21 protein-coding genes are annotated in these 22,718 nt (G+C 58.5%); 6 read left to right on the forward strand and 15 right to left on the reverse strand.

Annotated features, from left to right (window positions below; translation table 11 throughout):
* Positions 1 to 44 precede the first annotated feature (44 nt).
* The 3 genes from GOV53_RS13185 to betB form a co-directional block, all read right to left on the reverse strand.
* Positions 45 to 1,388: an MmgE/PrpD family protein gene (locus GOV53_RS13185; RefSeq protein ID WP_170467324.1), complete on the reverse strand. Its 1,344-nt coding sequence runs from the start codon at positions 1,386 to 1,388 to the stop codon at positions 45 to 47.
* Entirely contained in the window at positions 1,385 to 3,829 is a 2,445-nt protein-coding gene (locus GOV53_RS13190; protein ID WP_170467326.1) for a GcvT family protein, read from the reverse strand. The genes GOV53_RS13185 and GOV53_RS13190 overlap by 4 nt, the downstream gene beginning before the upstream one ends.
* Positions 3,830 to 3,958: 129 nt before the next feature.
* Complete coding sequence (gene betB / locus GOV53_RS13195; protein WP_170467328.1) at positions 3,959 to 5,413, reverse strand: betaine-aldehyde dehydrogenase; 1,455 nt, start codon at positions 5,411 to 5,413, stop codon at positions 3,959 to 3,961.
* A gap of 164 nt (positions 5,414 to 5,577) precedes the next feature.
* Between betB and GOV53_RS13200 the strand changes: the two genes are divergently transcribed.
* Complete coding sequence (locus tag GOV53_RS13200) at positions 5,578 to 5,907, forward strand: hypothetical protein (RefSeq protein WP_170467330.1); 330 nt, start codon at positions 5,578 to 5,580, stop codon at positions 5,905 to 5,907.
* Positions 5,908 to 5,921: 14 nt separating this feature from the next.
* Here GOV53_RS13200 and GOV53_RS13205 read toward each other — a convergent pair whose 3' ends face one another.
* Entirely contained in the window at positions 5,922 to 6,422 is a 501-nt protein-coding gene (locus tag GOV53_RS13205; RefSeq protein ID WP_170467332.1) for a potassium channel family protein, read from the reverse strand.
* 76 nt (positions 6,423 to 6,498) lie between these two features.
* Positions 6,499 to 7,404: an oxygen-dependent tRNA uridine(34) hydroxylase TrhO gene (gene trhO, locus GOV53_RS13210; RefSeq protein WP_170467334.1), complete on the reverse strand. Its 906-nt coding sequence runs from the start codon at positions 7,402 to 7,404 to the stop codon at positions 6,499 to 6,501.
* A 97-nt stretch (positions 7,405 to 7,501) separates the two neighbouring features.
* On the opposite strand from trhO, the gene pncA reads away from it, so the two are divergent.
* Positions 7,502 to 8,095, forward strand: a complete 594-nt coding sequence (gene pncA, locus GOV53_RS13215) for a bifunctional nicotinamidase/pyrazinamidase (protein ID WP_170467336.1) — start codon at positions 7,502 to 7,504, stop codon at positions 8,093 to 8,095.
* Here the strand turns inward: pncA and GOV53_RS13220 are convergent.
* Positions 8,092 to 8,625, reverse strand: a complete 534-nt coding sequence (locus GOV53_RS13220) for a hypothetical protein (RefSeq protein WP_170467338.1) — start codon at positions 8,623 to 8,625, stop codon at positions 8,092 to 8,094. The genes pncA and GOV53_RS13220 overlap by 4 nt on opposite strands.
* 165 nt (positions 8,626 to 8,790) lie before the next feature.
* On the opposite strand from GOV53_RS13220, the gene pncB reads away from it, so the two are divergent.
* A complete protein-coding gene (gene pncB / locus GOV53_RS13225; protein ID WP_170467340.1) occupies positions 8,791 to 10,083 on the forward strand; it encodes a nicotinate phosphoribosyltransferase in 1,293 nt (430 codons plus the stop codon).
* A 3-nt stretch (positions 10,084 to 10,086) separates the two neighbouring features.
* On the opposite strand, the gene GOV53_RS13230 is transcribed toward pncB, so the two are convergent.
* The 6 genes from GOV53_RS13230 to GOV53_RS13255 all read right to left on the reverse strand — a co-directional run bounded on the left by GOV53_RS13230 (position 10,087) and on the right by GOV53_RS13255 (position 17,587).
* Positions 10,087 to 11,538, reverse strand: coding sequence for an aldehyde dehydrogenase family protein (locus GOV53_RS13230; protein WP_170467342.1), 1,452 nt, complete (start codon positions 11,536 to 11,538; stop codon positions 10,087 to 10,089).
* Positions 11,539 to 11,571: 33 nt separating this feature from the next.
* Positions 11,572 to 13,170 carry an ABC transporter ATP-binding protein gene (locus tag GOV53_RS13235; RefSeq protein WP_170467344.1) on the reverse strand — a complete coding sequence of 533 codons (1,599 nt, stop codon included), beginning with the start codon at positions 13,168 to 13,170 and terminating at the stop codon, positions 11,572 to 11,574.
* Positions 13,167 to 13,982: an ABC transporter permease gene (locus GOV53_RS13240; protein ID WP_170467346.1), complete on the reverse strand. Its 816-nt coding sequence runs from the start codon at positions 13,980 to 13,982 to the stop codon at positions 13,167 to 13,169. The genes GOV53_RS13235 and GOV53_RS13240 overlap by 4 nt, the downstream gene beginning before the upstream one ends.
* The gene (locus tag GOV53_RS13245) at positions 13,979 to 14,926 is read right to left on the reverse strand and encodes an ABC transporter permease (RefSeq protein ID WP_170467348.1); all 948 of its coding nucleotides are present in this window, start codon (positions 14,924 to 14,926) and stop codon (positions 13,979 to 13,981) included. The genes GOV53_RS13240 and GOV53_RS13245 overlap by 4 nt, the downstream gene beginning before the upstream one ends.
* Before the next feature lie 40 nt (positions 14,927 to 14,966).
* The gene (locus GOV53_RS13250; RefSeq protein ID WP_170467349.1) at positions 14,967 to 16,037 is read right to left on the reverse strand and encodes a hypothetical protein; all 1,071 of its coding nucleotides are present in this window, start codon (positions 16,035 to 16,037) and stop codon (positions 14,967 to 14,969) included.
* 62 nt (positions 16,038 to 16,099) lie between these two features.
* Positions 16,100 to 17,587, reverse strand: a complete 1,488-nt coding sequence (locus tag GOV53_RS13255) for an ABC transporter substrate-binding protein (protein WP_170467350.1) — start codon at positions 17,585 to 17,587, stop codon at positions 16,100 to 16,102.
* A 170-nt stretch (positions 17,588 to 17,757) separates the two neighbouring features.
* Between GOV53_RS13255 and panB the strand changes: the two genes are divergently transcribed.
* The 3 genes from panB (at position 17,758) to glpK (ending at position 20,982) form a co-directional block, all read left to right on the forward strand.
* On the forward strand, positions 17,758 to 18,597 hold the full coding sequence (gene panB / locus GOV53_RS13260; protein WP_170467351.1) for a 3-methyl-2-oxobutanoate hydroxymethyltransferase: 840 nt from the start codon (positions 17,758 to 17,760) through the stop codon (positions 18,595 to 18,597).
* The gene (panC, locus tag GOV53_RS13265; RefSeq protein ID WP_170467352.1) at positions 18,594 to 19,436 is read left to right on the forward strand and encodes a pantoate--beta-alanine ligase; all 843 of its coding nucleotides are present in this window, start codon (positions 18,594 to 18,596) and stop codon (positions 19,434 to 19,436) included. Before panB ends, panC begins: the two co-directional genes overlap by 4 nt.
* A 67-nt stretch (positions 19,437 to 19,503) precedes the next feature.
* On the forward strand, positions 19,504 to 20,982 hold the full coding sequence (gene glpK / locus GOV53_RS13270; RefSeq protein ID WP_170467353.1) for a glycerol kinase GlpK: 1,479 nt from the start codon (positions 19,504 to 19,506) through the stop codon (positions 20,980 to 20,982).
* Between the two features lie 13 nt (positions 20,983 to 20,995).
* Here the strand turns inward: glpK and smpB are convergent, their stop codons facing one another.
* The 3 genes from smpB to GOV53_RS13285 all read right to left on the reverse strand — a co-directional run bounded on the left by smpB (position 20,996) and on the right by GOV53_RS13285 (position 22,689).
* Positions 20,996 to 21,478, reverse strand: a complete 483-nt coding sequence (smpB, locus tag GOV53_RS13275; RefSeq protein ID WP_170382128.1) for an SsrA-binding protein SmpB — start codon at positions 21,476 to 21,478, stop codon at positions 20,996 to 20,998.
* A 46-nt stretch (positions 21,479 to 21,524) separates the two neighbouring features.
* Entirely contained in the window at positions 21,525 to 22,067 is a 543-nt protein-coding gene (gene idi / locus GOV53_RS13280; protein WP_170425913.1) for an isopentenyl-diphosphate Delta-isomerase, read from the reverse strand.
* A 208-nt stretch (positions 22,068 to 22,275) separates the two neighbouring features.
* A complete protein-coding gene (locus tag GOV53_RS13285) occupies positions 22,276 to 22,689 on the reverse strand; it encodes a c-type cytochrome (RefSeq protein WP_170467354.1) in 414 nt (137 codons plus the stop codon).
* Between the last annotated feature and the right edge of the window lie 29 nt (positions 22,690 to 22,718).

Here is a 22,718-nt window from a genome sequence, read left to right on the forward strand (position 1 = left end):
CGATAGGCCCTGCGCCATTGCTCGGCGCTTGTCGTGCTCGGCGTTTACGGATCGAACACCAAAGGCAACACGTCAGAGATCTTGGAACCGGGTTTGGTCCAACCCAAGATGGCATCCCGGATCGCATCCGCACGCTCCTGTCCGACTACAGGCACAGCAAAATCCGTATATTTTGCAATCACGTCCTCTTTGCTGAACGGGCCTTCGGGTCCGCCGCGCGCGTGAATGTCGCCGGAGGTCAAGCTGCGCCCATCGGTCGTTTCCAATGTGACGTCGGCCCATCGCCCCTTGGGGAAACGAGTACTGTGACGCGCATCTTCGCGAACGTGAATGCGAGGCAGCATAGCTGCCACAGTTGGATCCGACAGCCCGACGCCTGAGATATGTTCAACTCCGATCCGGCCGTAGATCGCTTGAACCGCCACCGCAAAAGGCAGCGAATACTGTGCCTGAGATGTCGTTTTAGGCATCCCGCCGTAAAGACAGGCGGCTTCGTGAAAGCTGTTGATATGTAGGGATTTGATCTGTTCATGGGTCAGGTCATGCTCGATCATCACCGCACGCACACCGTCGATTGCCGCATGCGCCCAACGGCATATTGGGTAGGGTTTCACATATTGATGCTCGACCTGCCAGAATTGACCAAGATCGGCCCAGAACGCGGCGACATCATCAGCTTCGATGGTGATTGCTGGTGCTCCGGTGAACCCACGCTCGGCCAAAATCGCCGAAGAGATACCGACCATAGCGCCCCAGCCTGATCCGTCATGCAACATGGTCGGGTTCGCGATTTCGCGCATCATCTGGCTGCGTGGGCCGTGATATTCGGCGATGCCCAAAGCTTGGCGAAACTGCGCAGTCGAATGACCACGCAAACGCGCGGCCATTGCCACCACGCCCAGTGCATTCCACGCCCCGGAGGTGTGATAATCGCTGACCGATGCATGCAGCGACATGCCCGCGCGCCCCGCGACCTCATACCCCGTGATCACGGCCGCCAAAGCCTCGGGGCCAGATACCTCTGGGCAGTGCACACCCAGCGCGATCAGCGCCGGCAACACAACAACGCCGATATGGCCCTTTGTCGGGTTGTAACCGTCATGCCCATCTAGATTGTCGGTCTGGGTTGCGGCCGCATAAGCCGCCCCAGCCATACTGACAGGCCGACCGTCGAACATCATCGGAACGCTGTAGCCCGCGTTAGAACTGGCATAAAGCAGGGCCGCCGTATCGCGAGCAATCACGCCAGCTTCCATCGGACCCGAGGCGATGAGGATGCCCATTGTGTCCAGCATCATCAGGGCTGCAGTTTCTTTGGCGCTGTCTGGCATCATGTCCGCGGGACAGTTCAGAGCGAACTCTGCGACGCGCTCGAAAGTTCCGCTCATTTCGCTGCTTCCATGACCTTCGGTTGAACATCGCGAAGCCGATGTCCTGACGGGTCAAAAGGTGGCTCGGCCAAAACTTTGGCTTTGTGCGGTCTGCCAAGGATAAAAATTTCAACCGTATCCCCGGGCCGGGCAACAGCCGGGTTGGCATAACCGATGGCAAGCGACTTGCCGACCGAATAGCCATAGGCGCCTGACGTCACGCGACCCACCGGCGTGCCATCGGGGGTAAAGATCGGTTCTCCTCCCGTTGCGTCGGCATCCGTCACCTCGACCTCAAAGATCGACAAAACCTCGCGCGTGGGGTTGTCCTTGACCTTCAGATAAGCGTCCTTGTGCAGGAAATCCTTGTCCAGCTTGATCAGCCCCGCCAGTCCGACTTCCTGTGGCCAATATTCCTGCGAATACTCGCGGCCCCATGAACCATACCCTTTTTCGATGCGCAGAGAACCAAGGGCGCGACCACCCACCGGGCCGCCGTCCAATGCGCCCGCGGCGTCCAAAAGTGCTGTATAGAGTCTGATTTGATCCTCTTCAGCGCAGTGCAGTTCCCAACCCAGATCGCCGGTAAAGCTGACGCGGATGGCCAGGCAGGTCACACCTGCGACTTCAATGGTCTGAGAGCGCATAAAGCGGAACGCTTCGTTCGACAGATCCGAATTGGTCAGGCGCTGCAACAGATCGCGCGCCTTGGGGCCAGCCACGTTGAATCCGGCGATGCGGTCTGTTGCCACTTCGAACGTCGTGTTTTCGGGCAGATCGATCATGTTGAAGAACCGCTGATGATAGCGCTCGGCCATGCCAGAGCCGATCATCATGTATTCGTCTTCGGCCACCTTGGTGATGGTGAAATCGCCAGCGACACCGCCACGAACCGAAATCAGCGGGGTCAGGCAGGACCGTCCGACCTCGGTCGGTACGCGGTTGGCGACCAACTGGTCCAGCCAATCATGTGCACCCAGCCCCTTGATGACGTAGTTGGCAAAGTTCGAGATATCGATCACGCCTACGCTTTCGCGCAGCATCTTCACCTCACGGCCCACGGGCTCCCACCAGTTCTGGCGAGTGAAGCCGATTGTCTCTTCCGTACCCGGCTGATCAGCAAACCACAGCGGGTGTTCCCAACCGCAGTTCAAGCCGAAGACGCAGCCCATGTCCTTTTGCATCTGGTACGCGGGGCGCACGCGGGCCGGACGTCCGGCGCTGCGTTCTTCGTTGGGGAAGTGGATGGCGAAGCGATGGGTATACTGGTCCTCGACCCGCGCCTTGGTGAACTTCTTGTCCGCCCAATCACCAAATCGGGCAAGATCCCAGGCGAACATGTCGTATTGAGGCTCGCCCTCGATCATCCATTGCGCTGCCAGCAGACCAAGACCACCCGATTGCGAGAATCCCGGGATAAGGCCGCCACAAAGGAAGTAGTTCTTCAACTCGGGCACAGGACCCCAAAGCGCGCTTGAATCGGGCGACCAGATCATCGGCCCGTTGATCACCCGCTTGACCCCAGCTGTGGCGGCTACCGGCACACGCTCGGTGGCGCGGATCACGTTTTCCATGATGCGGTCCAGATCGTCGGGGAACAGATCATGGGCAAAATCCAGCGGCGTGCCGTCTTCGGCCCAGAACTTCATGTCCTTTTCATAGGCCCCGATCAGCAACCCGTTGCCTTCCTGTCGGAAGTAATATTCGCCATCCCGATCCGCGATCGAGGGCAGACGGCGGCCCAGATTGGCAACTTCATCGATGGATTCGGTCACGAAATACTGATGCTCAGTCGGCTGCAAAGGCAGGGTCAGACCGGCCAGCGCCGCCACTTCGCGGCCCCAGAGACCGGCGGCGTTCACGACCCACTGTGTATGGATGTCGCCCTTTTCAGTGCGCACGATCCACGACCCGTCCGGCTGCTGATCAGTCCCTAATACGGGGCAAAACCGCTCAATCGTGGCTCCCATGGCCCGCGCCCCCGCGGCGTAGGCATGCGGCACGCCTGAGGGATCGACGTTGCCGCCGTCGGGTTCGTACATGATGCAGCGGATATCGTCGAACTGCGCCAGAGGGTGCAGCTCTTTTGCTTGCTCGCGGCTGACTTCGTGGAAGTTCAGCCCATAAAACCGCGCCTTGGCTTCCTGAAGACGCAACTGATGCTCGCGCTCTTCAGTTTGGGCCAAATACAGCGAACCGGGCTGGAATACGCCACAGCTTTGGCCGGTTTCCTGCTCCAGCTCTTTATACAGGTTCATCGTATAATGCTGGATGCGGGTGATGTTGTTGTTGTCGTGAAGGCCATGAATATTGGCCGCTGCGTGCCAGGTCGATCCCGACGTCAGCTCATCCCGTTCCAGCAGGACGACGTCCCGCCAGCCCAGCTTGGCCAGATGATAAAGTATCGAACAACCTGCCAAGCCTCCGCCGATCACTACGGCCTGTGCGTGCGTTTTCATGAGCGTGATCTCCTGCCGACGGCACCGCAATCGGCACCCTTTGACAGGAGTCAGCCACAGGTCGCAGGTAGCTTATGCTCTGTTCCCGACGCGAAATGTCGGGAACAGAACCAAGATAGCCGGTTTTGATCAGTAGGGCGCCGCGACATCGTTCATCGAGACGTAGACCGTCTTCATTTCACTGAAGTGATTGATTGCCAGTTTCGAGTTCTCGCGCCCGACGCCCGACATCTTGGATCCACCAAACGGCGCTTCGACCGGGGCCAGGTTGTAGGTGTTGATGTAGCAAGTACCCGCCTCGAATCCGGCGACAATGCGGTGGGCGCGGGTCAGGTCGTTGGTAAAGACACCAGCGGCCAACCCGAACTCGGTATCGTTGGCACGGGCCAAAACCTCTTGTTCAGTGTCGAAATCGAGGACGGACATGACCGGACCAAAGATCTCTTCGCGGGCGATGGACATATCGTCGGCCACATCTGCAAAGACCGTGGGTTGCATGTAGTAGCCGTCGCCTTCGATCCGGGTGCCGCCATAGACCAGTCGCGCGCCTTCAGCTTTACCCTTTTCGACATAGCTCAGCGCAATATTCAGCTGATTTTCACTGACCATCGGTCCAAAATTGACGTTTTCGTCCAAAGGGTCACCAATTATTGCGTTTTCCAACCGCTCGGAAAGACGCTTGAGGAAGGCCTCTTTGATCCCTTTTTGCACGAAAACGCGGGTTCCGTTCGAACAGACCTGACCCGAGGAATAGAAATTGCCCAGAATCGCGCCCGATACGGCGTTTTCGATGTCTGCGTCATCAAAGACGATCATCGGGGATTTTCCGCCCAACTCCATCGTCACGTGCTTCATGCCATCGGCGGCGGCAGCATAGACCTTGCGGCCGGTGGGCACCGATCCGGTTAAGGACACCTTGGCCACGCGCGGGTCGGTCACCAGCGATGCACCGACGTCGCCATAGCCTTGGATCACGTTATAAACACCCTTGGGCGCACCCGCCTCGATCAGGATCTCAGCCACCTGCAAGGCCGACAGCGGTGTCGTTTCGGACGGTTTGAAGACCATCGTATTGCCGCAAGCCAATGCGGGAGCACCTTTCCAGCACGCGATCTGGGTCGGATAGTTCCATGCACCGATGCCCACACAGACGCCCAGCGCCTCACGGATGGTATAGACAAAGTCTCCACCACCCAGCGGGATGTGTTCCCCCGTCAGCGATGCGGCCAGCCCACCGAAATACTCCAGCGCATCCGCACCCGAAGTGGCGTCCGCCACAAGAGTTTCCTGCAAGGGTTTTCCGGTGTCGTGCGTTTCCAGGATCGACAACTCGCGGTTACGTTCGCGCATGATGTCTGCAGCCCGGCGCAGGATGCGGCCACGCTCTGTCCCTGTCAGCGCCGCCCACTCTGCTTGGGCGTTTTTGGTACTATTTAGAGCCTGATTCACGATATCGGGCGTAGCGGAATGCAACCGCGCGATAACTTCACCCGTGGCGGGATAGATCACGTCTATGAGGGCACCATTGGTGTCTTCGACATATGCACCATTGATGAAATGGCTGGCCTTGGGCTGGAACTTCATGCCGGTTTCCTTCTCAGAGGTCTTTTCCCATCCGCTTATCTTTTATTGATTGGTCAGTCAATAAAACCGCATCACGGCGGACTCCCGCTGATGTGAGGAGGGCTCCACTTGAAAAAAATGGTCAATGTTCCATCTATGTTCTTCATAGTCAGAGGAGCATTCCGATGTCTTACCAAGCCCGAGATGCGGCGCTGAGTGGCCCGTCGAACGACTATCACCTACTGCCCGTCACTGACCGGCAAATGCGGTATGCCCGCGCCATTGCGCAGCAGTCAGCCTTGGAGATTCCGGTTGAGGCCCAGCGCGATCGCCGTTCAATGTCTGCCTGGATTTCCGCGCACAAGCCGGTCGATCCGTCGCCTTTCGCGAATTATCCAACCGGCAAGCAAGTCGCCTTTGCCGAGCGGATATCCCGCACCAAACGCCGCCCGATTCCGTCCGAGTGTTTTCGGGACAAGCAGGCCATGTCTTTGTGGATCGACCACAACAAATAGCCCTGTATCAGAGCCTATTTCTCGTGGTTGCGCGCATATAACGCGACGGCCGCAGCCACGAACAAGCCCAACAAAATATAACCGGTCACAGCTTCGGATACCGCAAGACCGCGGCACAACCCTGTTGGGGACATGTCGCCATATCCAACCGTGGTGAAAGTGACATATGAAAAATACAGGATGTCGCCCGGTCCATTGGCCCCGATGACGCAGTTGTCGTTATAGCCAAACGCGCCATAAACGGCCGCAAACAGGAACGGCACGACCTGGATGAATGACACCCCCATCAGGAACAGCAATCTGCGCGGAGAGGTGACCTGGGTCATATAAAACCAGGATTGAGACACAATCCAGACGAACAGAACAACTGACGCGAAGGTACCTATTGTGTCACCAGCCGTGGCCTCACTCAGCCGTGATAGGCCAAACCAGGCCAAAAAGCTGGCCAGCACCATTCCGGCGGCGGACAGAAGGGTGGATTTCCATTCGGCCAAAGTTGTGGGTTTGCGGGACATTGCGCCTCCGATCCGCTGAATTGCTCCGGATCATCCGGCTTTCGACGCTGTCTCGCAACCGGAATTGCGATCCGGGTCAGTCGGCGCCCAAATGCTCTTCGCCGCGTTGACGCGACAGCAGGATCTGCTTCTGACGCTCGCGGAAACGCATCTTGTCCGCCTCAGAGGTTTCGTTGATGCAGTGATGGCAGCACACGCCATGCTCGTATTCCGGGCGCTTCATATCCTCGGGCAGGATCGGGCGGCGGCACCCATGGCACAGGTTATGCGGCCCCTCGACCAACCCGTGCCCGACTGAGACACGGTTGTCGAACACAAAGCACTCGCCCTGCCATGTGCTGTCTTCGGCGGGCATCTCTTCAAGGTACCGCAGGATACCGCCTTTCAGGTGGTACACATCCTCGACCCCCTGCCCCAGCAGGAAGTTCGTCGATTTTTCGCATCGGATGCCGCCGGTGCAGAACATGGCGACCCGCTTGTTGTGAAAACGGTCCTTGTTCTCTTCCCACCAGGCCGGGAATTCGCGGAAACTGGCTGTTTCAGGGTCCACTGCGCCCTCGAACGTACCAATCGCCACCTCATAGTCATTGCGTGTGTCGATCACCACAACATCGTCCGAACGGATCAGATCATTCCAGTCCTCAGGCTCGACATAGTTGCCCACGCGGGCGCGCGGGTCGATGTCGGGCTGACCCATGGTCACGATCTCTTTTTTCAAGCGCACCTTCATCTTGCCAAAAGGCGGATGATCCGCAGTCGCCTCTTTCCACTCAAGATCGCCACAGCCGGGCAGTGCCTTGATATGCGCCAGAACGGCGTCGATCCCGGCACGAGGGCCAGCGATAGTGCCATTGATACCTTCTTGCGCCAGCAGCAACGTGCCTTTGACCGATTGCGCACGGCAAAGATTCAACAGCGGGTCGCGCAGGGCGGCGTGATCCGGAAAACGGGTGAAGTGATAGAGAGCAGCGATTGTATACATGCGCGCGGTCTAAACCTGCTGGGACAGAGTCGCAAGGGACCGGATTGACGCCCCCCCTTCAGCCGCCTACCGATAGGGTGCTTTGAGGAGGCCCGCGATGACCCATGCCCTGATTGTAGTCGATGTTCAGAACGATTTCTGCCCCGGAGGTGCCCTGGCCGTGCCCGGAGGCGACGAAATCGTAGCCCCGATCAACGCCATGATGGAGGACTATGACGCCGTGATCCTGACGCAGGACTGGCACCCTGCAGGTCATTCCTCGTTTGCCAGCGAACATGACGGCAAAGACCCGTTCGACATGACCGATATGCATTATGGCCCGCAGGTCTTGTGGCCTGATCACTGCGTACAAGGCACTGAGGGCGCCAGCTTTCACCCTGAGTTGAAGACCCACGCTGATCTGGTCATTCGCAAAGGGTTCAGGCCTGGTATCGACAGCTACTCGGCGTTTTTTGAGAACGACCAAAAGACACCAACGGGCTTGGAAGGTTACTTGAAGTCCCGCGGCATCAACAAGCTGACCCTTGTGGGATTGGCCACGGATTTCTGCGTGCATTTCTCGGCTGTGGATGCGGCGCGTCTGGGATTTGATGTGACCGTTCGCATGGACGCGTGTCGGGCCATCGACCTGGACGGGTCACTGGCCGCAGCCAAAGAGGCGATGCGGTCTGCCTGTGTGAAGCTGGTTTAAGGCGTACTGCCGGTTTCAGCGAGGTATCTGAGAACGGCAAACAAGATTACCGCCAGCCCCAGCGCCACGCCAATACGTCCCGGCAAGGTGCGGCGTTCCGGTGTCGCAGGCGATTTGTATCGCGGGTTCGGTGTCCAATCGACCACCTTGCGTTGCTGACCATTGCGCGGCCTGGCGGTTTTGACCTCTGCCAGAAAACGGTGGAAATCAAACTCGCCGCAGTATTCGCCTTTGATGCCCATCTTACGGATATTGTCGAACAGGGCACGCAGGATACGCTCGCGTTCGGGTTCGTCCCGAGGCGGATAAAAGCCATGCGCCAGCTCGCTGTCGGTTGCGCCCAGATCGAATCCGGCATCCTGGAAAATCTTGCGGATTTTTGGGGATGTCGCCCTGAGTGCATCGGCAGTTTTAACGTCGCGAAACTGAGCGCGCACAGTTTCTGCTCTCGCCGCATTTGCCTGCGCCGTATCAGGATCATCTTTTACTTGCTCAACAAAAACGATGTCAAAATCGTACTCAAGAACCATTCACTAAGTTAACCTCGTTCAACCATCCCTTTCTTTTCACTAAACGGTGAAAAGATCACACAATATGCTCGCAATGTGACCTGACCTTGTCATTGTTATCATTCTAGCGACTCTTGCCATTCCACGCACCGATTGATCTAACAACGGAAATCGCAGGAGTTCCCCATGGTCGATATTGCGACGCGTGTGTACAATCATAAATGGAAGATCGACCCGATTGTACGGTCTTTGATCGACACAGATTTCTACAAACTGCTGATGTGCCAGTCAGTGTTTCGAAATAAGCCCCAAACGGATGTCACTTTTTCTCTGATCAACCGGTCGAATCACATCCCTTTGGCCAAACTTATCGACGAAGGTGAGCTGCGTGAGCAGTTGGATCATATCCGATCGCTCAGCCTGAGCCGAGGGGAAAGTACGTGGCTGCGGGGCAATACGTTCTACGGCAAACGCCAGATGTTCCGCTCGGATTTCATGGAATGGTTCGAAAACCTGCGCCTGCCGCCGTATCACCTGGAACGCAAGGGCGATCAGTACGTACTGACATTCGAAGGCAAATGGCATGAGGTCATGCTGTGGGAAATCCCTGCTCTGGCGGTCCTGATGGAACTACGCTCGCGCGCGGTGTTGAACGACATGCGCCGGTTCGAGCTGCAGGTGCTGTATGCCCGCGCCATGACCCGTGTCTGGGAAAAAATCGAACAACTGCGCGAAATCGACGGGCTGGGGATCGCGGATTTCGGCACCCGGCGGCGGCATTCATTCCTGTGGCAGGATTGGTGCGTGCAGGCCATGATCGAAGGACTTGGCCCCGCGTTCAGCGGCACCTCGAACTGCCTGATCGCGATGCGACGCGAGGTCGAGGCAATTGGCACCAACGCGCATGAGCTGCCCATGGTCTACAGCGCCCTCGCCAAGGACGACGTGGAACTGGCGCAGGCCCCCTATGACGTGCTCAGCGACTGGCACGAGGAACATGACGGCAACTTGCGCATTATCCTGCCAGACACTTATGGCACGCATGGCTTTCTGGACCGCGCGCCCGATTGGTTGGCCGGCTGGACCGGTATTCGCATCGACAGCGGCGATCCGGCGGCCGGGGCCGAAACGGCGATCAAGTGGTGGCAGTCACGCGGCGAAGAACCGATGGAGAAACGCGTGATCTTCTCGGACGGGCTGGATGTCGACAAGATACGCGAGCTGCACGCCCAGTTCGCGGATCGGACCAAAGTGTCCTTTGGGTGGGGAACACTACTGACCAACGATTTCCGCGGACTTGTGCCGAATGACGCGCTGGCACCCTTCTCGCTGGTCTGCAAAGCAGTATCCGCCAATGGTCATCCGACTGTGAAACTGTCGGACAACCCGGAAAAGGCGATGGGCCCCAAAGATGAGATCGAGCGTTACAAACGCGTCTTTGGTGTCGGCGCGCAAGAAGCCATCGAGGTCATCGTTTAGACCCTAACCGTGATAAGCCGCCACGGTTTTGAGCTGCGAGAAGCCATAGAGCGCCTCGAATCCCTTCTCGCGGCCGTGGCCGGACTTACCGACGCCGCCAAAGGGCAGTTCAACTCCTCCACCAGCGCCGTAATTGTTGATGAAAACCTGCCCCGAGCGGAGTTGCTTTGCCAGTCGCATCTGCCGCGCCCCGTCCCCGGTCCAGACGCTGGCGACTAGACCATAATCGGTGCTGTTGGCGATCTTCACTGCGTCTTCTTCGGTATCGAATGGGATCAGAACCTGAACTGGCCCAAAGATCTCATCCTTGGCCAGAACGTGATCTGGAGGGACATCTGCAAACAGCGTCGGCAGAACATAAGCCCCCTCGGACGGGGCGCCGTCCACGATGTGCCCTCGCCCGGCAACGGTTAAATCGGCACCCTTGGCCAGAAAACCTGAGACGGTGTCCTTTTGCCGGGCTGAAATCAAAGGACCGACGCGGAGGTCATCCTGCGCCGGACCAACAGTCAGCTCATCATAGGCTGCAGCCATGCGCTGTTTGACCTGATCATACACACCGCGTTGCACCAGAATGCGGGATGAGGCGGAACACGTCTGCCCGGCATTCTGAATCCCAGCGTTCACCAGAAACGGCAGGGCCGCGTCCAGATCGGCATCGTCAAACACCAACTGCGGTGACTTTCCCCCCAGCTCTAGCGTCACAGGCACTACGTTCCGCCCGGCCGCCTGTTGTACCAAGGCTCCGGTCGCGACTGACCCGGTGAACGAGATATGGTGCACGCCCGAATGACCCGACAATGCGGCTCCGGCCTCGGCCCCCAATCCGGGTACCACGTTCAGCGCCCCTGCGGGCAATCCGGCCTTTTGTGCCAAATGGGCAAAGGCGAGCGCTGTCAGACAGGCCTCTTCCGCGGGTTTCAGAACGCAGGCGTTGCCCATCGCCAATGCAGCGCCAACCGAACGGCCAATGATCTGCATGGGATAGTTCCACGGCACGATATGGCCCGTGACTCCGTGCGGTTCGCGCAGCGTGTAAACAGTGTAGCCGTCCAGATACGGGATCGTCTCACCCATGACTTTATCCGCAGCACCGCCGTAAAATTCGCAATACCGCGCCAGAGCCACAGCATCAGCCCGCGCTTGCGTCAGGGGTTTGCCCACGTCCATCGCCTCAAGCTGGGCAAGGTCATCAACGCGTTCCAGAACCAGGTGCCCCAACCGTGTGAGGATACGGCCCCGCTCCAACGCGGTTTTACGGCCCCAATCTCCGTCCAGCGCAGCTTGGGCCGCATGAACTGCGGCGTCCACATCCTGCGCATCGCCGCGAGCAATCTGGCAAATCTCGGACCCGTCCGAGGGGTTGATCAAAGGCAATGTCTTTTTTTGAGCAGGCGCGACCCAGCTACCACCAATCAGACAAAGGCTGGGATCAAACCATAGAGGGCTGGGCATATGACACTCCTGTTTTGGCTCTAACAAAGGACATTATGCGACGACTTTCCCGATTTCGGGCAATGTCGGCGCAGCGTTGATCAGGTCTTTGGTGTATTGATGCTGCGGGTCTGAGAAGACGGCATCCGTGCGCCCGTCTTCCACGATCTGGCCCGACCGCATTACCATAACGCGGTCGGTGATGGTGCGCACGACACTCAGGTCATGACTGATGAACAGATAGGTCAAGTCGTAGGCCTCGCACAGCTCGACCAGCAGATCCAGGATCTGGGCGCGGACCGAGACGTCGAGGGCCGAGACCGCTTCGTCAAACAGGATCAATTCGGGCCGGATGATCAGGGCGCGCGCAATCGCAATGCGCTGTCTTTGCCCGCCCGAAAACTCGTGGATGTACTTCCCCATGTCATCGGGGCTGAGACCCACGGCTGTCAGCATCTCGGCAATCCTGTCCTGCCGTTCCGAACCGGTGGGAGGCGTTTCCAGCAGGTGAAAGGGCTCGCTGATCAGGCGTGCAACGCGGTGACGTGGATTGAAACTGCCATAGGGGTCCTGAAACACCACCTGCATCTTGCGTCGCACGGCAAGATTAGCTTTGTGGCCCGAGAGTACCGGTTGACCATCCAGGCGAATATCCCCGCCCTGCACCTCTTCGAGGCCCAAAATTGCCCGTGTTAGGGTCGATTTTCCACAACCAGACTCACCAACCAACCCCAACCGTTCCCCGCGATTGAGCGTAAAGCTCACGTCATCGACTGCACGATGATGGCCCGGTGTGTCAAACAGGCCCTTGCGCGGCAATCGATAGTCGCGAACCACATTTGTCACCTCGAGCAAAGGTTTCGGTTGCCCGGGGACGGGCAGCGTTACCTGATGGCCCGAGGCTTCGAACAGCATGCGGGTATAGGGGTGCTGCATGTGGCGCAAAAGGTGGCTAGTCGCCCCGGATTCAACCACTTCGCCGTGACGCATGACGACGATCCGGTCGGCCATATCCGCCACCACGGCGAGGTCGTGGGTGATCATCAGCAGCCCCATGCCAAATTCGGTGACCAGCCCTTTCAGAAGATCAAGAATCTGCGCCTGCGTGGTGACATCCAGCGCCGTGGTCGGTTCATCCGCGATCAGCAGTTTGGGACGCAAGGCAATCGCCATAGCGATCACAACGCGCTGGCGCTGCCCCCCTGACAGTTCATGCGGAAAGCGGGACAATGGGAACCGGTCCGGTGGAAGACCGACACGGGTCAGAACCTCTTCGGCGCGCGTACGGGCCTGCGGGCGCGGCATTGCCTTGTGGATCAGAATGGTCTCCATCACCTGATCGCCTATGGTCTTAACCGGGTTCAGTGCGGTCATCGGTTCCTGGAACACCATCCCGATCGCGGCCCCGCGCATGGCGCACATCTGATCCTCGGTTTGGCCCAACAGGTCCGTTTCGTTCAGCCGAATAGCACCATCTGTCTGCGCGCCGTTCGGCAGCAACTGCATCACCGCCAGAGCGGTCATCGACTTGCCCGATCCGCTCTCACCGGTCACGGCCACAATCTCACCGGGCGCGATGGACAGGTTGACCTGTTTCAGAATATCCGCGCCGTGAATGGTCAGCGACAGGTTTTCGATCTGCAACAAGCTCATGCGCGGGCCACCCTGATCCTGGGGTCCAACCAGTCGCGCAACCCGTCGCCCAGAAGGTTCAGGCCCAGCACTGTGACAATGATTGCCAAACCGGGAATCAGAGCCAAATGCGGGGCAAAACTGACCATTGTTTGCGCGTCGGCCAGCATCCGGCCCCAGCTGGGCGTGGGCGGTTGCGCGCCTAGGCCGACATAGGACAGGCCCGCCTCGGCCAAAATGCCCAGGCTGAACTGGATGGTGCCCTGCACGATCAAAAGGTTCGCAACGTTGGGCAGGATGTGCTCGACCGAAATCCGCGCCGCCCCTTTGCCTGAAACACGGGCGGCAAGGATGAACTCCCTCTCCCACAGCGACAGAGCCGCGCCGCGCGTGATGCGGGCGAAAACGGGGATGTTGAAAATCCCGATGGCAATGATGGCATTAATTGCGCCTGCGCCGAAGACTGCGGTGATCAGGATGGCGATGACAAGCGAGGGGAAGGCAAAGATCAGATCATTGCCGCGCATGATCACCTCGTCCAGCCAGGAGCCTTTGCGCGCGGCCGCTGCCAGACCCAGTGGCACGCCCAGCGCCATCCCGATGCCGACGGCCACCAGTGCCACCGCGATGGAGGTTCGTGCGCCGACCATGATCATCGAGAACATGTCGCGCCCGAAATGGTCCGTGCCGAACCAATGCTCGGCATTTGGCGGCTGGAGCTTGCCGGGAATGTTCAGCGCCGCGTAATCGTATGGCGTCCAGACAAAGGATACCAATGCTGCCAACAAAACCAGCGAGGACAGGCACGCGCCAAGGATCAGGTTGCGGCTCATGTGCGGCTCCTCAGACGCGGATCCACGGCGGCATAAGCCAAATCGACCAGAAAATTCACCGTGATGACCGCAAACACCAGCAACATAACCACGGATTCAACAACGATCAGATCGCGTGCGGAAATGGCCTGAAAAACCAACCGCCCAAGGCCCGGAAGGTAGAAAACCTGCTCGATGATGATCGATCCGGCCAGCAGGAATGAAAACTGCAGCCCAATGATGGTCAGCACGGGGATCAGAGCATTGCGCACCCCGTGCCGCCACAGCGCCTGACGCCGCGAAAGCCCTTTGGCGCGGGCGGTGCGCATGAAGTCCTCGCCTAGGATGTCCAACAATGATGACCGCATGACCCGCGCCAGAATGGCCGCTTGTGGCAAGGCTAATGCGATGGCGGGCAGTGTCAGAGAGTGAACCCCGGTCCAAAAGCCATTGTCCCAGCCCGCGAACCCTCCGGCATTGAACCAGCGCAGGTTGATCGCAAAGATCAGGACCAGCATCATGGCGAACCAGAAATTGGGCACCGCGATGCCCAGCTGCGTCGCCCCCATGACCGTCAGATCACCCGGCTTGCCCCGGCGCGCGGCAGCGTAGATGCCGACCGGAAATGCGATCACCGTCGACAGGGTCAGCGCATACAGCGCCAGCGGCAGTGAGACCCAAAGCCGATCTGCAATCATCTGCGAAACAGGCGTGCGATAAGTGTAGGACGTGCCGAAATCCCCCACCATCATGCCGCCAACCCAGTTGAAATACCGCTGCACTTTTGAGCCATCCAAACCCAACTCAGCCCGCAAGGCAGCCAGCGTATCTTCTTGCGCGTTGACGCCCAACATAAAGGACGCCGGATCACCCGGCGCGACCTCTATCACGGCGAAGATGACCACCGAGGCAACGGCCAGGCTGATCATCAGCGATATCAGACGTTTGAGGGCATAGCGAAGCATTGGGGTCACGTTAGGGTCAGCTATGCCGCGGGTCCAGCACCTATGGTGTCAGAAGATATGCAAATATCGCGTAACCCACGATTGCGGCATAGCCCAGGGGGTAGATCCACTTGATCGCGTAGTTATCCAGCATGCGGGCCCCATCTTCGCGGCCTGAGACCTTTAGCTTGCGTAGCGCGACGTTGAAAACGATCAGCGCTCCGGTTATCAGGAACATGCACTGCAGCACGAAATCCAGAAAGGTCAGGTAACCAAGCTTTGGTAAATCGGCAGAGATGGCCCAGTTAAACGCGACGAAGACCAGCAGGTTGCCGCCCGCAATCTCGATCCGCCTCCGATATTCGTCGAGGAAAAACAGCGCCCAACCCACGGTGATCAGCACCAGCATCGGAAGGAAGACGCGGATGACGTAATAGGTCAGATGCCTGTGACCTTCGAAGATTAATGAAACCTGATCGCTCCGCTGACCCGACAATCCGATGACCTGCGATCTTTCCAGTCGCGGATTATCGAGAATCCACTCTTCCTCGCCCAGCATATCCCCAAGGCCCGAGGACTCCTCCAATGGATAATAGGATACGAAGTCCGACGGAAAAACCGAGACGACCTCGAAATGGAACTCCTGCGTGTCGAACGGGTATTTTCGGAAATCGAAATGAGGGGCCTGCAAAGTCAGCGACGATTTCTCGACATAGCGAACACGCCCATCGTGGCGCACTGCAGCCGCGGATTCGTGAATCCATTTGTTGGTCTGCTGGTTGTGGATTACAAAGGCCGGAACAATCGTTCCAATTTTTGCCGCGTGATCCGCCAGGTCCGGCGGATAAAAGACCCTAAAGTCACGCCCCAGGTCCTGGGGATCAAAGGCCAGCGCCGGGTCCGTCCACTCAACACGCAGAACAACTACGGCGCCGTAGTTTTCAGCCTTCTGGTCAACGCTGGTGATCTGATCAATCTGGATTCCGATGCCGACATCCAGCGGGTTTTCCGGAGTACCAACTAGCGCATCCAACCGGCCATCCAGCGTGTTTTGCGCCCCAACACTTGGCACCGTCGTTATGGTCGAAACAACGGTTATACTGATGAGAAATAGGGCGCGAAACAACGACATCACAAAACGTATTCACAAACAGTGGGAAACAGGGGCCCGTTCCAGCGGACCCCTGCCCCGGATCATTCAGACCAGCTGATCTGAGTTAGGTCGATTGCCGCCGTAGGTGCGTTTGTCCAAAGACCCTGAACACCGGCCTTGGCGACACCCAGTTTGGCCAGTTGGAACAGGTACCCATTAACGAAATCGCTTGAGATCAGGCGCTGCGCCTCACCCAACAGGCGCGTACGCTCTTCCGGGTCGGTGGTCGAATTCAACGTATCCATCAGCGCCTGAAAGTCGGTACTGTCATACTGGAAATAATAGTCGGGCCGGGCATAAATGCCGATATCCATCGGTTCGGTATGGCTGACGATGGTCAGACCGAAATCCTTGCCCTTGAACACCGACTCAAGCCACTGGGCCCATTCCACGTTGATAATTTCTGCGTTGATCCCGACCTCGGCCAGTTGGGCGGCGACAATCTCTCCGCCGCGCCGCGCATAGGATGGGGGTGGCAGGTGCAGCGTTGTATCAAACCCGTCCGCATAACCCGCATCCGCCAGCAACTGGGCCGCCTTCTTCGGGTCATAGGTCGAGTTTCCGGTCAGATCGACATAGGCCGGATGGTGTGGCGCAAAATGCGTCCCGATGGGCGTACCATAGCCGAACATCGCACCATCAATGATGGCCTGACGATCAATGGCATGGGCCAATGCTTCACGGACCTGAATGTCATCGAAGGGGGGCTGTTTGTTGTTGGTCGACAGAATAGTTTCCCCTTCCGTCGAACCGACCAGAACCTGAAAGCGGGGATCGGCCTCGAACTGGGGCAGGTTCTCGGGTGCCGGGAAGTTGTCAAAAACGTCGATGTCTTCGGCCATCATGGCAGCAAACGCGGCCGTCGGGTCCGAGATGAATTTGAACGTTGCAGTCTCTAACGCAGGCTGGTCGCCCCAATAATCCGGGTTGCGGTTCAGCGTGATGCTGTCGCCCTGCACCCACTCGCCAAAGGTGAAAGCCCCTGTCCCGACAGGGTTGGTTTTGATGTTCTCGATGCTTTCCGGCGCAACAATCACCGCGTCGCCCCAAGCGAGGTTGAACAGGAAATTCCCGTTTGGTTCAGACAGCGTCACTTTGACGGTCAGTGGATCGACCACATCGACACTTTCGATCCCGGCAAACAGAGCCTTCTGCGCATTTGCGCTGTCATCGGATCGCGCGCGGTCCAGGCTGAACTTGACGTCCTCGGCATCCATCGTTGTGCCGTCGTGGAATGTCACGCCATCGTGCAGCTTGAAGGTATAGACGGTTCCGTCATCCGAGATTTCCCAGCTTTCGGCCAGACCGGGCACAACCGATCCATCACCCATAAAGCGGGTCAGACCTTCGAAGATATTGGTATAGACCACCGAATCGATAGCCTGCGCTGCAGCGCTGGTCGGATCCAGATGCGGCGGCTCAAGCTGCATCGCGATGGTGATGTCAGATTTGGCCAAAGCCTGCGTTGCAAACAGGCTGGCACTGACCGCCAGCACCGAGGCAAAGGATCGAAATACCTGCTTTGTCATCAAAATATCTCCCCACTGAATTAAGGAACCCGGTGATTTTTTGGGTCTTTCTGCACCTAGCTTCCCTTTAAACCTAAGGTCATTCAAGGAAATGTTCGCGCAATCGGGGTTTCTATGGCCCGTGGCGATCTGCTATGCCGCGCTGCAACATGACAACCGGAGGAGCGAGAATGAGCGCCACCGCCCGCAAAAAAGCCCCGAACGCCCAGGATATTCGCGCCCGAAAAGGCGGCGCGCCTCTGGTCAGCCTGACCGCCTATACCACGCCTATGGCGCGGTTGATGGATGACCATTGCGATTTCGTTCTGGTGGGTGACAGCGTCGGCATGGTGCTGCACGGCTTGGAATCGACGCTGGGTGTGACGATGGAGATGATGGTGATGCATGGTCAGGCCGTCTCCCGCGGTCTGAGCAAAGCGATGATGGTCATCGACATGCCCTTTGCCAGCTATGAGCATTCGCCGGCCGAGGCCTTCCGCAATGCCGCCCGGCTGATGTCGGAAACCGGTGCCGGTGCCGTCAAGCTTGAGGGCGGCGTCGAAATGGCCGAAACCATCCGCTTTCTGGTCAAGCGCGGCATTCCGGTGATGGCGCATATCGGTCTGACCCCTCAGTCGATCAACACGTTGGGCGGATACAAGGTTCAGGGCCGCGACGAACAAGCCGAGGTCGTTCTTACAGATGCCCGCGCGGTGGCTGAGGCCGGCGCATTCTCGGTCGTGCTGGAAAAAGTCCCGCAAGGGCTGGCCGATCAGATTACGGCTGAGGTTGCCATACCCACCATCGGGATCGGGGCTTCGGCAGGATGCGACGGTCAAATTCTGGTCGTGGACGACATGGTCGGCTTTTTTACCGCCTTTAAACCGAAATTCGTCAAACGCTATGCCGAGCTTGGCCCATTGGCCGAAGCCGCCATCGCCGAATACGCCGCCGAAGTGCGCGCAAGAACCTTTCCGGCGGACGAACACGTCTTTGCCGATCAGGCCCCGGCCAAAGGACCTAAGACATGACCGCCCCAATCCTGCGCCGTCTGGCCGACCTGCGCGCTCTGACCTCGGACTGGAAGCGTAAGGGCGAGGTGATTGGCGTTGTCCCGACCATGGGTGCACTGCATCAAGGGCATCTGTCTTTGGTCGAGGCTGCAAAGGCAGGGTGTGACCGCGTGATCGTGACGATCTTCGTGAACCCCAAACAGTTCAACAATCCCGAAGATCTGGCCAAGTACCCGCGCACCGAAAACGAAGATGCCCAGAAGCTGGCCCCCTATGGCGTCGACGCGATCTATGTGCCGGAACCCGAAGAGATTTACCCGCAAGGCTTTGCCACCACCGTATCCGTCGCCGGTCTGACCGACGTGATGGAGGGTGAATTCCGTCCCGGCCATTTCGACGGCGTCGCTACAGTCGTGGCCAAGCTGTTCCTTCAAACGCAGGCGGATCGAGCCTATTTCGGCGAAAAAGACTATCAGCAATTGATGATAGTAACCCGCATGGCCCGCGATCTGGACATTCCGACCGAAGTTATTGGATGCCCCACGGTGCGCGAGGCCTCGGGTCTGGCCATGTCGTCACGCAACCTGCGTCTGACGTCCCAGGGGCTTGAGGTGGCTGCCAACAAGAATCGGATCATGAACGATCTGGCCGCCGCCCTTCAAAACGGCTCAGAATTCGGCCCCTTGGCGAAACAGGCAGAGACCGATCTGCTCGCAGCAGGCTTCACGCAGGTCGAATACATCCAACTGCGCAGCGCCGATACGCTGGAACCTTTGACCCATGCCAGCCGCCCAGCCCGCCTGTTTGCTGCAGCCTGGGCAGATGGTGTTCGGTTGATCGACAATATTCCTGTCTGAACGCTCTGGTACGTTTGTCAGTGTTTGCGCTAAAGTCCCGCAAAACATAACGGGAGAGGCACGAGGCGTGACCTATATTCTTGCCATTGATCAGGGCACCACTTCATCGCGGGCCATTCTTTTTGACGCCAACATGCAGCGCGTCGGCACCGCGCAGCACGAGTTCACCCAGCATTTCCCGCAGGAAGGCTGGGTGGAACACGATGCCGAGGAGATCTGGGACAGTGTTCTGCGCGTTTGCCGCGAAGTGATGGAGGCGGTCGGCGTCACTCCCGATCAAATCGCGGGGATCGGCATCACCAACCAGCGCGAAACGACCGTCGTATGGGACCGGAACACCGGCAAGCCAATCCACAAAGCGATTGTCTGGCAGGATCGCCGCACCGCCGAGATCTGCGCCCGCTATAAACAAGCTGGGTGCGAGGATGACGTGACCGCCCAGACTGGGCTGCTGCTGGACCCCTATTTCTCGGGCACCAAGGTCAAATGGCTTCTGGATACGGTCCCCGGCGCACGCGAACGCGCCGAGGCCGGAGAGCTGATGTTCGGAACTATTGACAGTTTCCTGATCTGGCGACTGACCGAAGGGCGCAGTCACGCCACCGACGCCACCAACGCCGCGCGCACCCTTCTGTTCGACATCCACAAGGGTGAATGGAGCGCCGAGATCTGCGATCTTCTGGACGTGCCAATGAACATGTTGCCCGAGGTCCATGATTGCGCCTCGGACTTCGGAGAAACGACCCTATTTGGGGGAAACATCCCAATTCTGGGGGTTGCCGGGGACCAGCAGGCCGCCACCATTGGTCAGGCCTGTTTCCAGCCCGGCATGATGAAATCCACCTATGGCACCGGTTGCTTTGCGTTGCTGAACACAGGCGACGCGCCTGTCGCCTCAAAGAACCGCCTGCTGACGACCATTGCCTATCAGTTGGACGGCAAACGGACCTATGCGCTGGAGGGGTCGATCTTTGTGGCCGGTGCCGCGGTCCAATGGCTGCGTGATGCCCTGCAAATCATCGAAACTGCCCCCGAAAGCGGTGAGTTGGCCCAGCAGGCCGACCCGAACCAACACGTGGTTCTGGTGCCTGCGTTTACCGGCCTCGGCGCGCCGTATTGGAAGCCTGACTGCCGGGGCGCGGTGTTCGGTCTGACCCGCAATTCTGGGCGGGCCGAGTTCGCCAAGGCCACGCTGGAAAGCATCGCCTATCAGACTCGCGACCTGTGGCACGCAATGCAGGGTGACTGGGGTGCGGATACCGACGTTACCTTGCGCGTTGATGGTGGTGCCAGCGCGTCGGATTGGGCGATGCAAGGCTTGTCGGACTATCTGGGGGCCGAGGTCGACCGCCCAGTGATGCAAGAGACGACTGCCTTGGGCGCGGCTTGGTTGGCCGGGATGCGGGCCGGGATTTACCCCGACCAGCAGGGATTTTCAGAAACTTGGGCGCTGGATCGCCGCTTTAAACCGGAATTGTCCGCTGGAGAGCGCGACGCCGCCTATGACCGCTGGAAACGAGCCGTTTCGGCAGCAATGGCGTTCTAAGAGCATTGAAGGATCAGCTGTGATCCTTCATCAACCGCTGTTTCTGACGTGACCAGTCGCGCTTGGCCTGGGTTTCGCGCTTGTCGTGCAGCTTCTTACCCTTGGCGATGCCGATCTTCAGCTTCGCCCGGCCCTTGTGGTTGAAATACAAAACCAGCGGTACCAGCGTCATGCCTTTGCGCTGGGTCGCGTTCCACAGATTCGACAGTTCCTTTCGCGACACCAGCAACTTACGGCGGCGACGTTCTTCATGCTTGAAGACCTTCGCCTGCTCGTAGGGCGCGATGTAGCTGTTGATCAGCCACAGCTCTCCGTCATCGACCGAGGCATAGCTTTCGGCGATATTCGACCCGCCCGCGCGCAGGGATTTGACCTCGGACCCTTCCAGCACGATGCCGCACTCGATATCCTCTTCGATCGCGTAATCGAAGCGCGCACGCCGGTTTTCGGCGATGACTTTGTAATTCGGGTCTGTTTTCTGCTTTTGCTTGGCCATGACGCGTTGATTTAGGCGGCTTGGGCGGCCCTTGCAAGGCCAGCCGTCAGGACGTGGCCGAGATAATCAGATCGGGGCCGAAAATCGTGTCGGCATGATTGTGCAGATAAATCTTGAGCCAAGGCGTAAACCGTTCGGGGTATCGCTGCACTTCGGCCAGAAGATCGTGATAATCGGTCCAGCGAATATCCATGACTTCTTCCGGGTTAGGCTCGATCTTTAGCGGCCCACGGACATGGGCGAGAAAGATGTCGACCACCTCATGCTCAATCATGTTGTTTCCAACATCGGCGTGATATTCCAACCGGTGGCGGTATTCCGGGTAGAGGCCAGTAATGCCCAGCTCTTCCTGCAGACGGCGCACAGCGCATTCCGAAGGCGTTTCCCCCCAGTCGGGATGTGTGCAGCAGGTGTTCGCCCACAGACCGGGGGTATGATATTTGCCTAAGGCCCGACGCTGCAGCAAAATCTCGGTACCGCGCACAACAAAGACCGACACCGCCTTGTGCCGCAGGCCCTTTTCATGCGCTTCCAGCTTGTCCACGGGGGTCAATTCGCCATCAACCCAGGCCGGGATCATGATTCCCATCTGTTGTCTCCTGCTGCCGATCTAGCTCTAGGGCCGAAGGTTCAAAACTGGCTGAGGCCGGGTCGGCTTGGCTGTGCGAAGCCCTGCATGCAATACAAGCAAAACAACGCGCCTCCAAGGTGGCGCTGATCCGTTTGGTTATCAATCGCACGAAAGGCCGCAGGGGCTGCGGCCTTTTTCATCCTCAAATCAAACAGTGTTTGCGGTTTTACTCGCCCGACACGCTAACGATATAGGCATAGACGTCCTCGGCGCCCTCCTTCAGCTTGAAGGTCATCTTGGACTTGGCCGAGGTCTCACCCAGATAGTCTTTCAGGAACGCTTTGGGGTCCTGTGCATAGGACACAAAGGTTTCTTCGTCCCAGACCAGACCGTTCTCGCCTGCGGCGACGATGCTGTCACCGTATTTGAAGCCTTCGACGGTGCCTGCGGTGCGGCCAGCGATTCCATACAGGTTCGGGCCGGTCTTGCCGCCCTTGACGATCACCTCGCCCTCGGGGTCGGCGATCATGTGGCACGACTTGCACTTGTTGAAGGTCTTTTTCCCGGCTTCGGCGTCACCTTCAGCATATGCGGGAAGGGCCAGAAGGCCGACGATTGCAGTCGCGAGGATGCGATTCATAGCTTTGCTCCGATACGAATTGGCTGCAC

Origin of the sequence: Ruegeria arenilitoris (assembly GCF_013035315.1) — a bacterium.
In the GTDB taxonomy this organism is placed as follows: Bacteria; Pseudomonadota; Alphaproteobacteria; order Rhodobacterales; family Rhodobacteraceae; genus Ruegeria; species Ruegeria arenilitoris_D.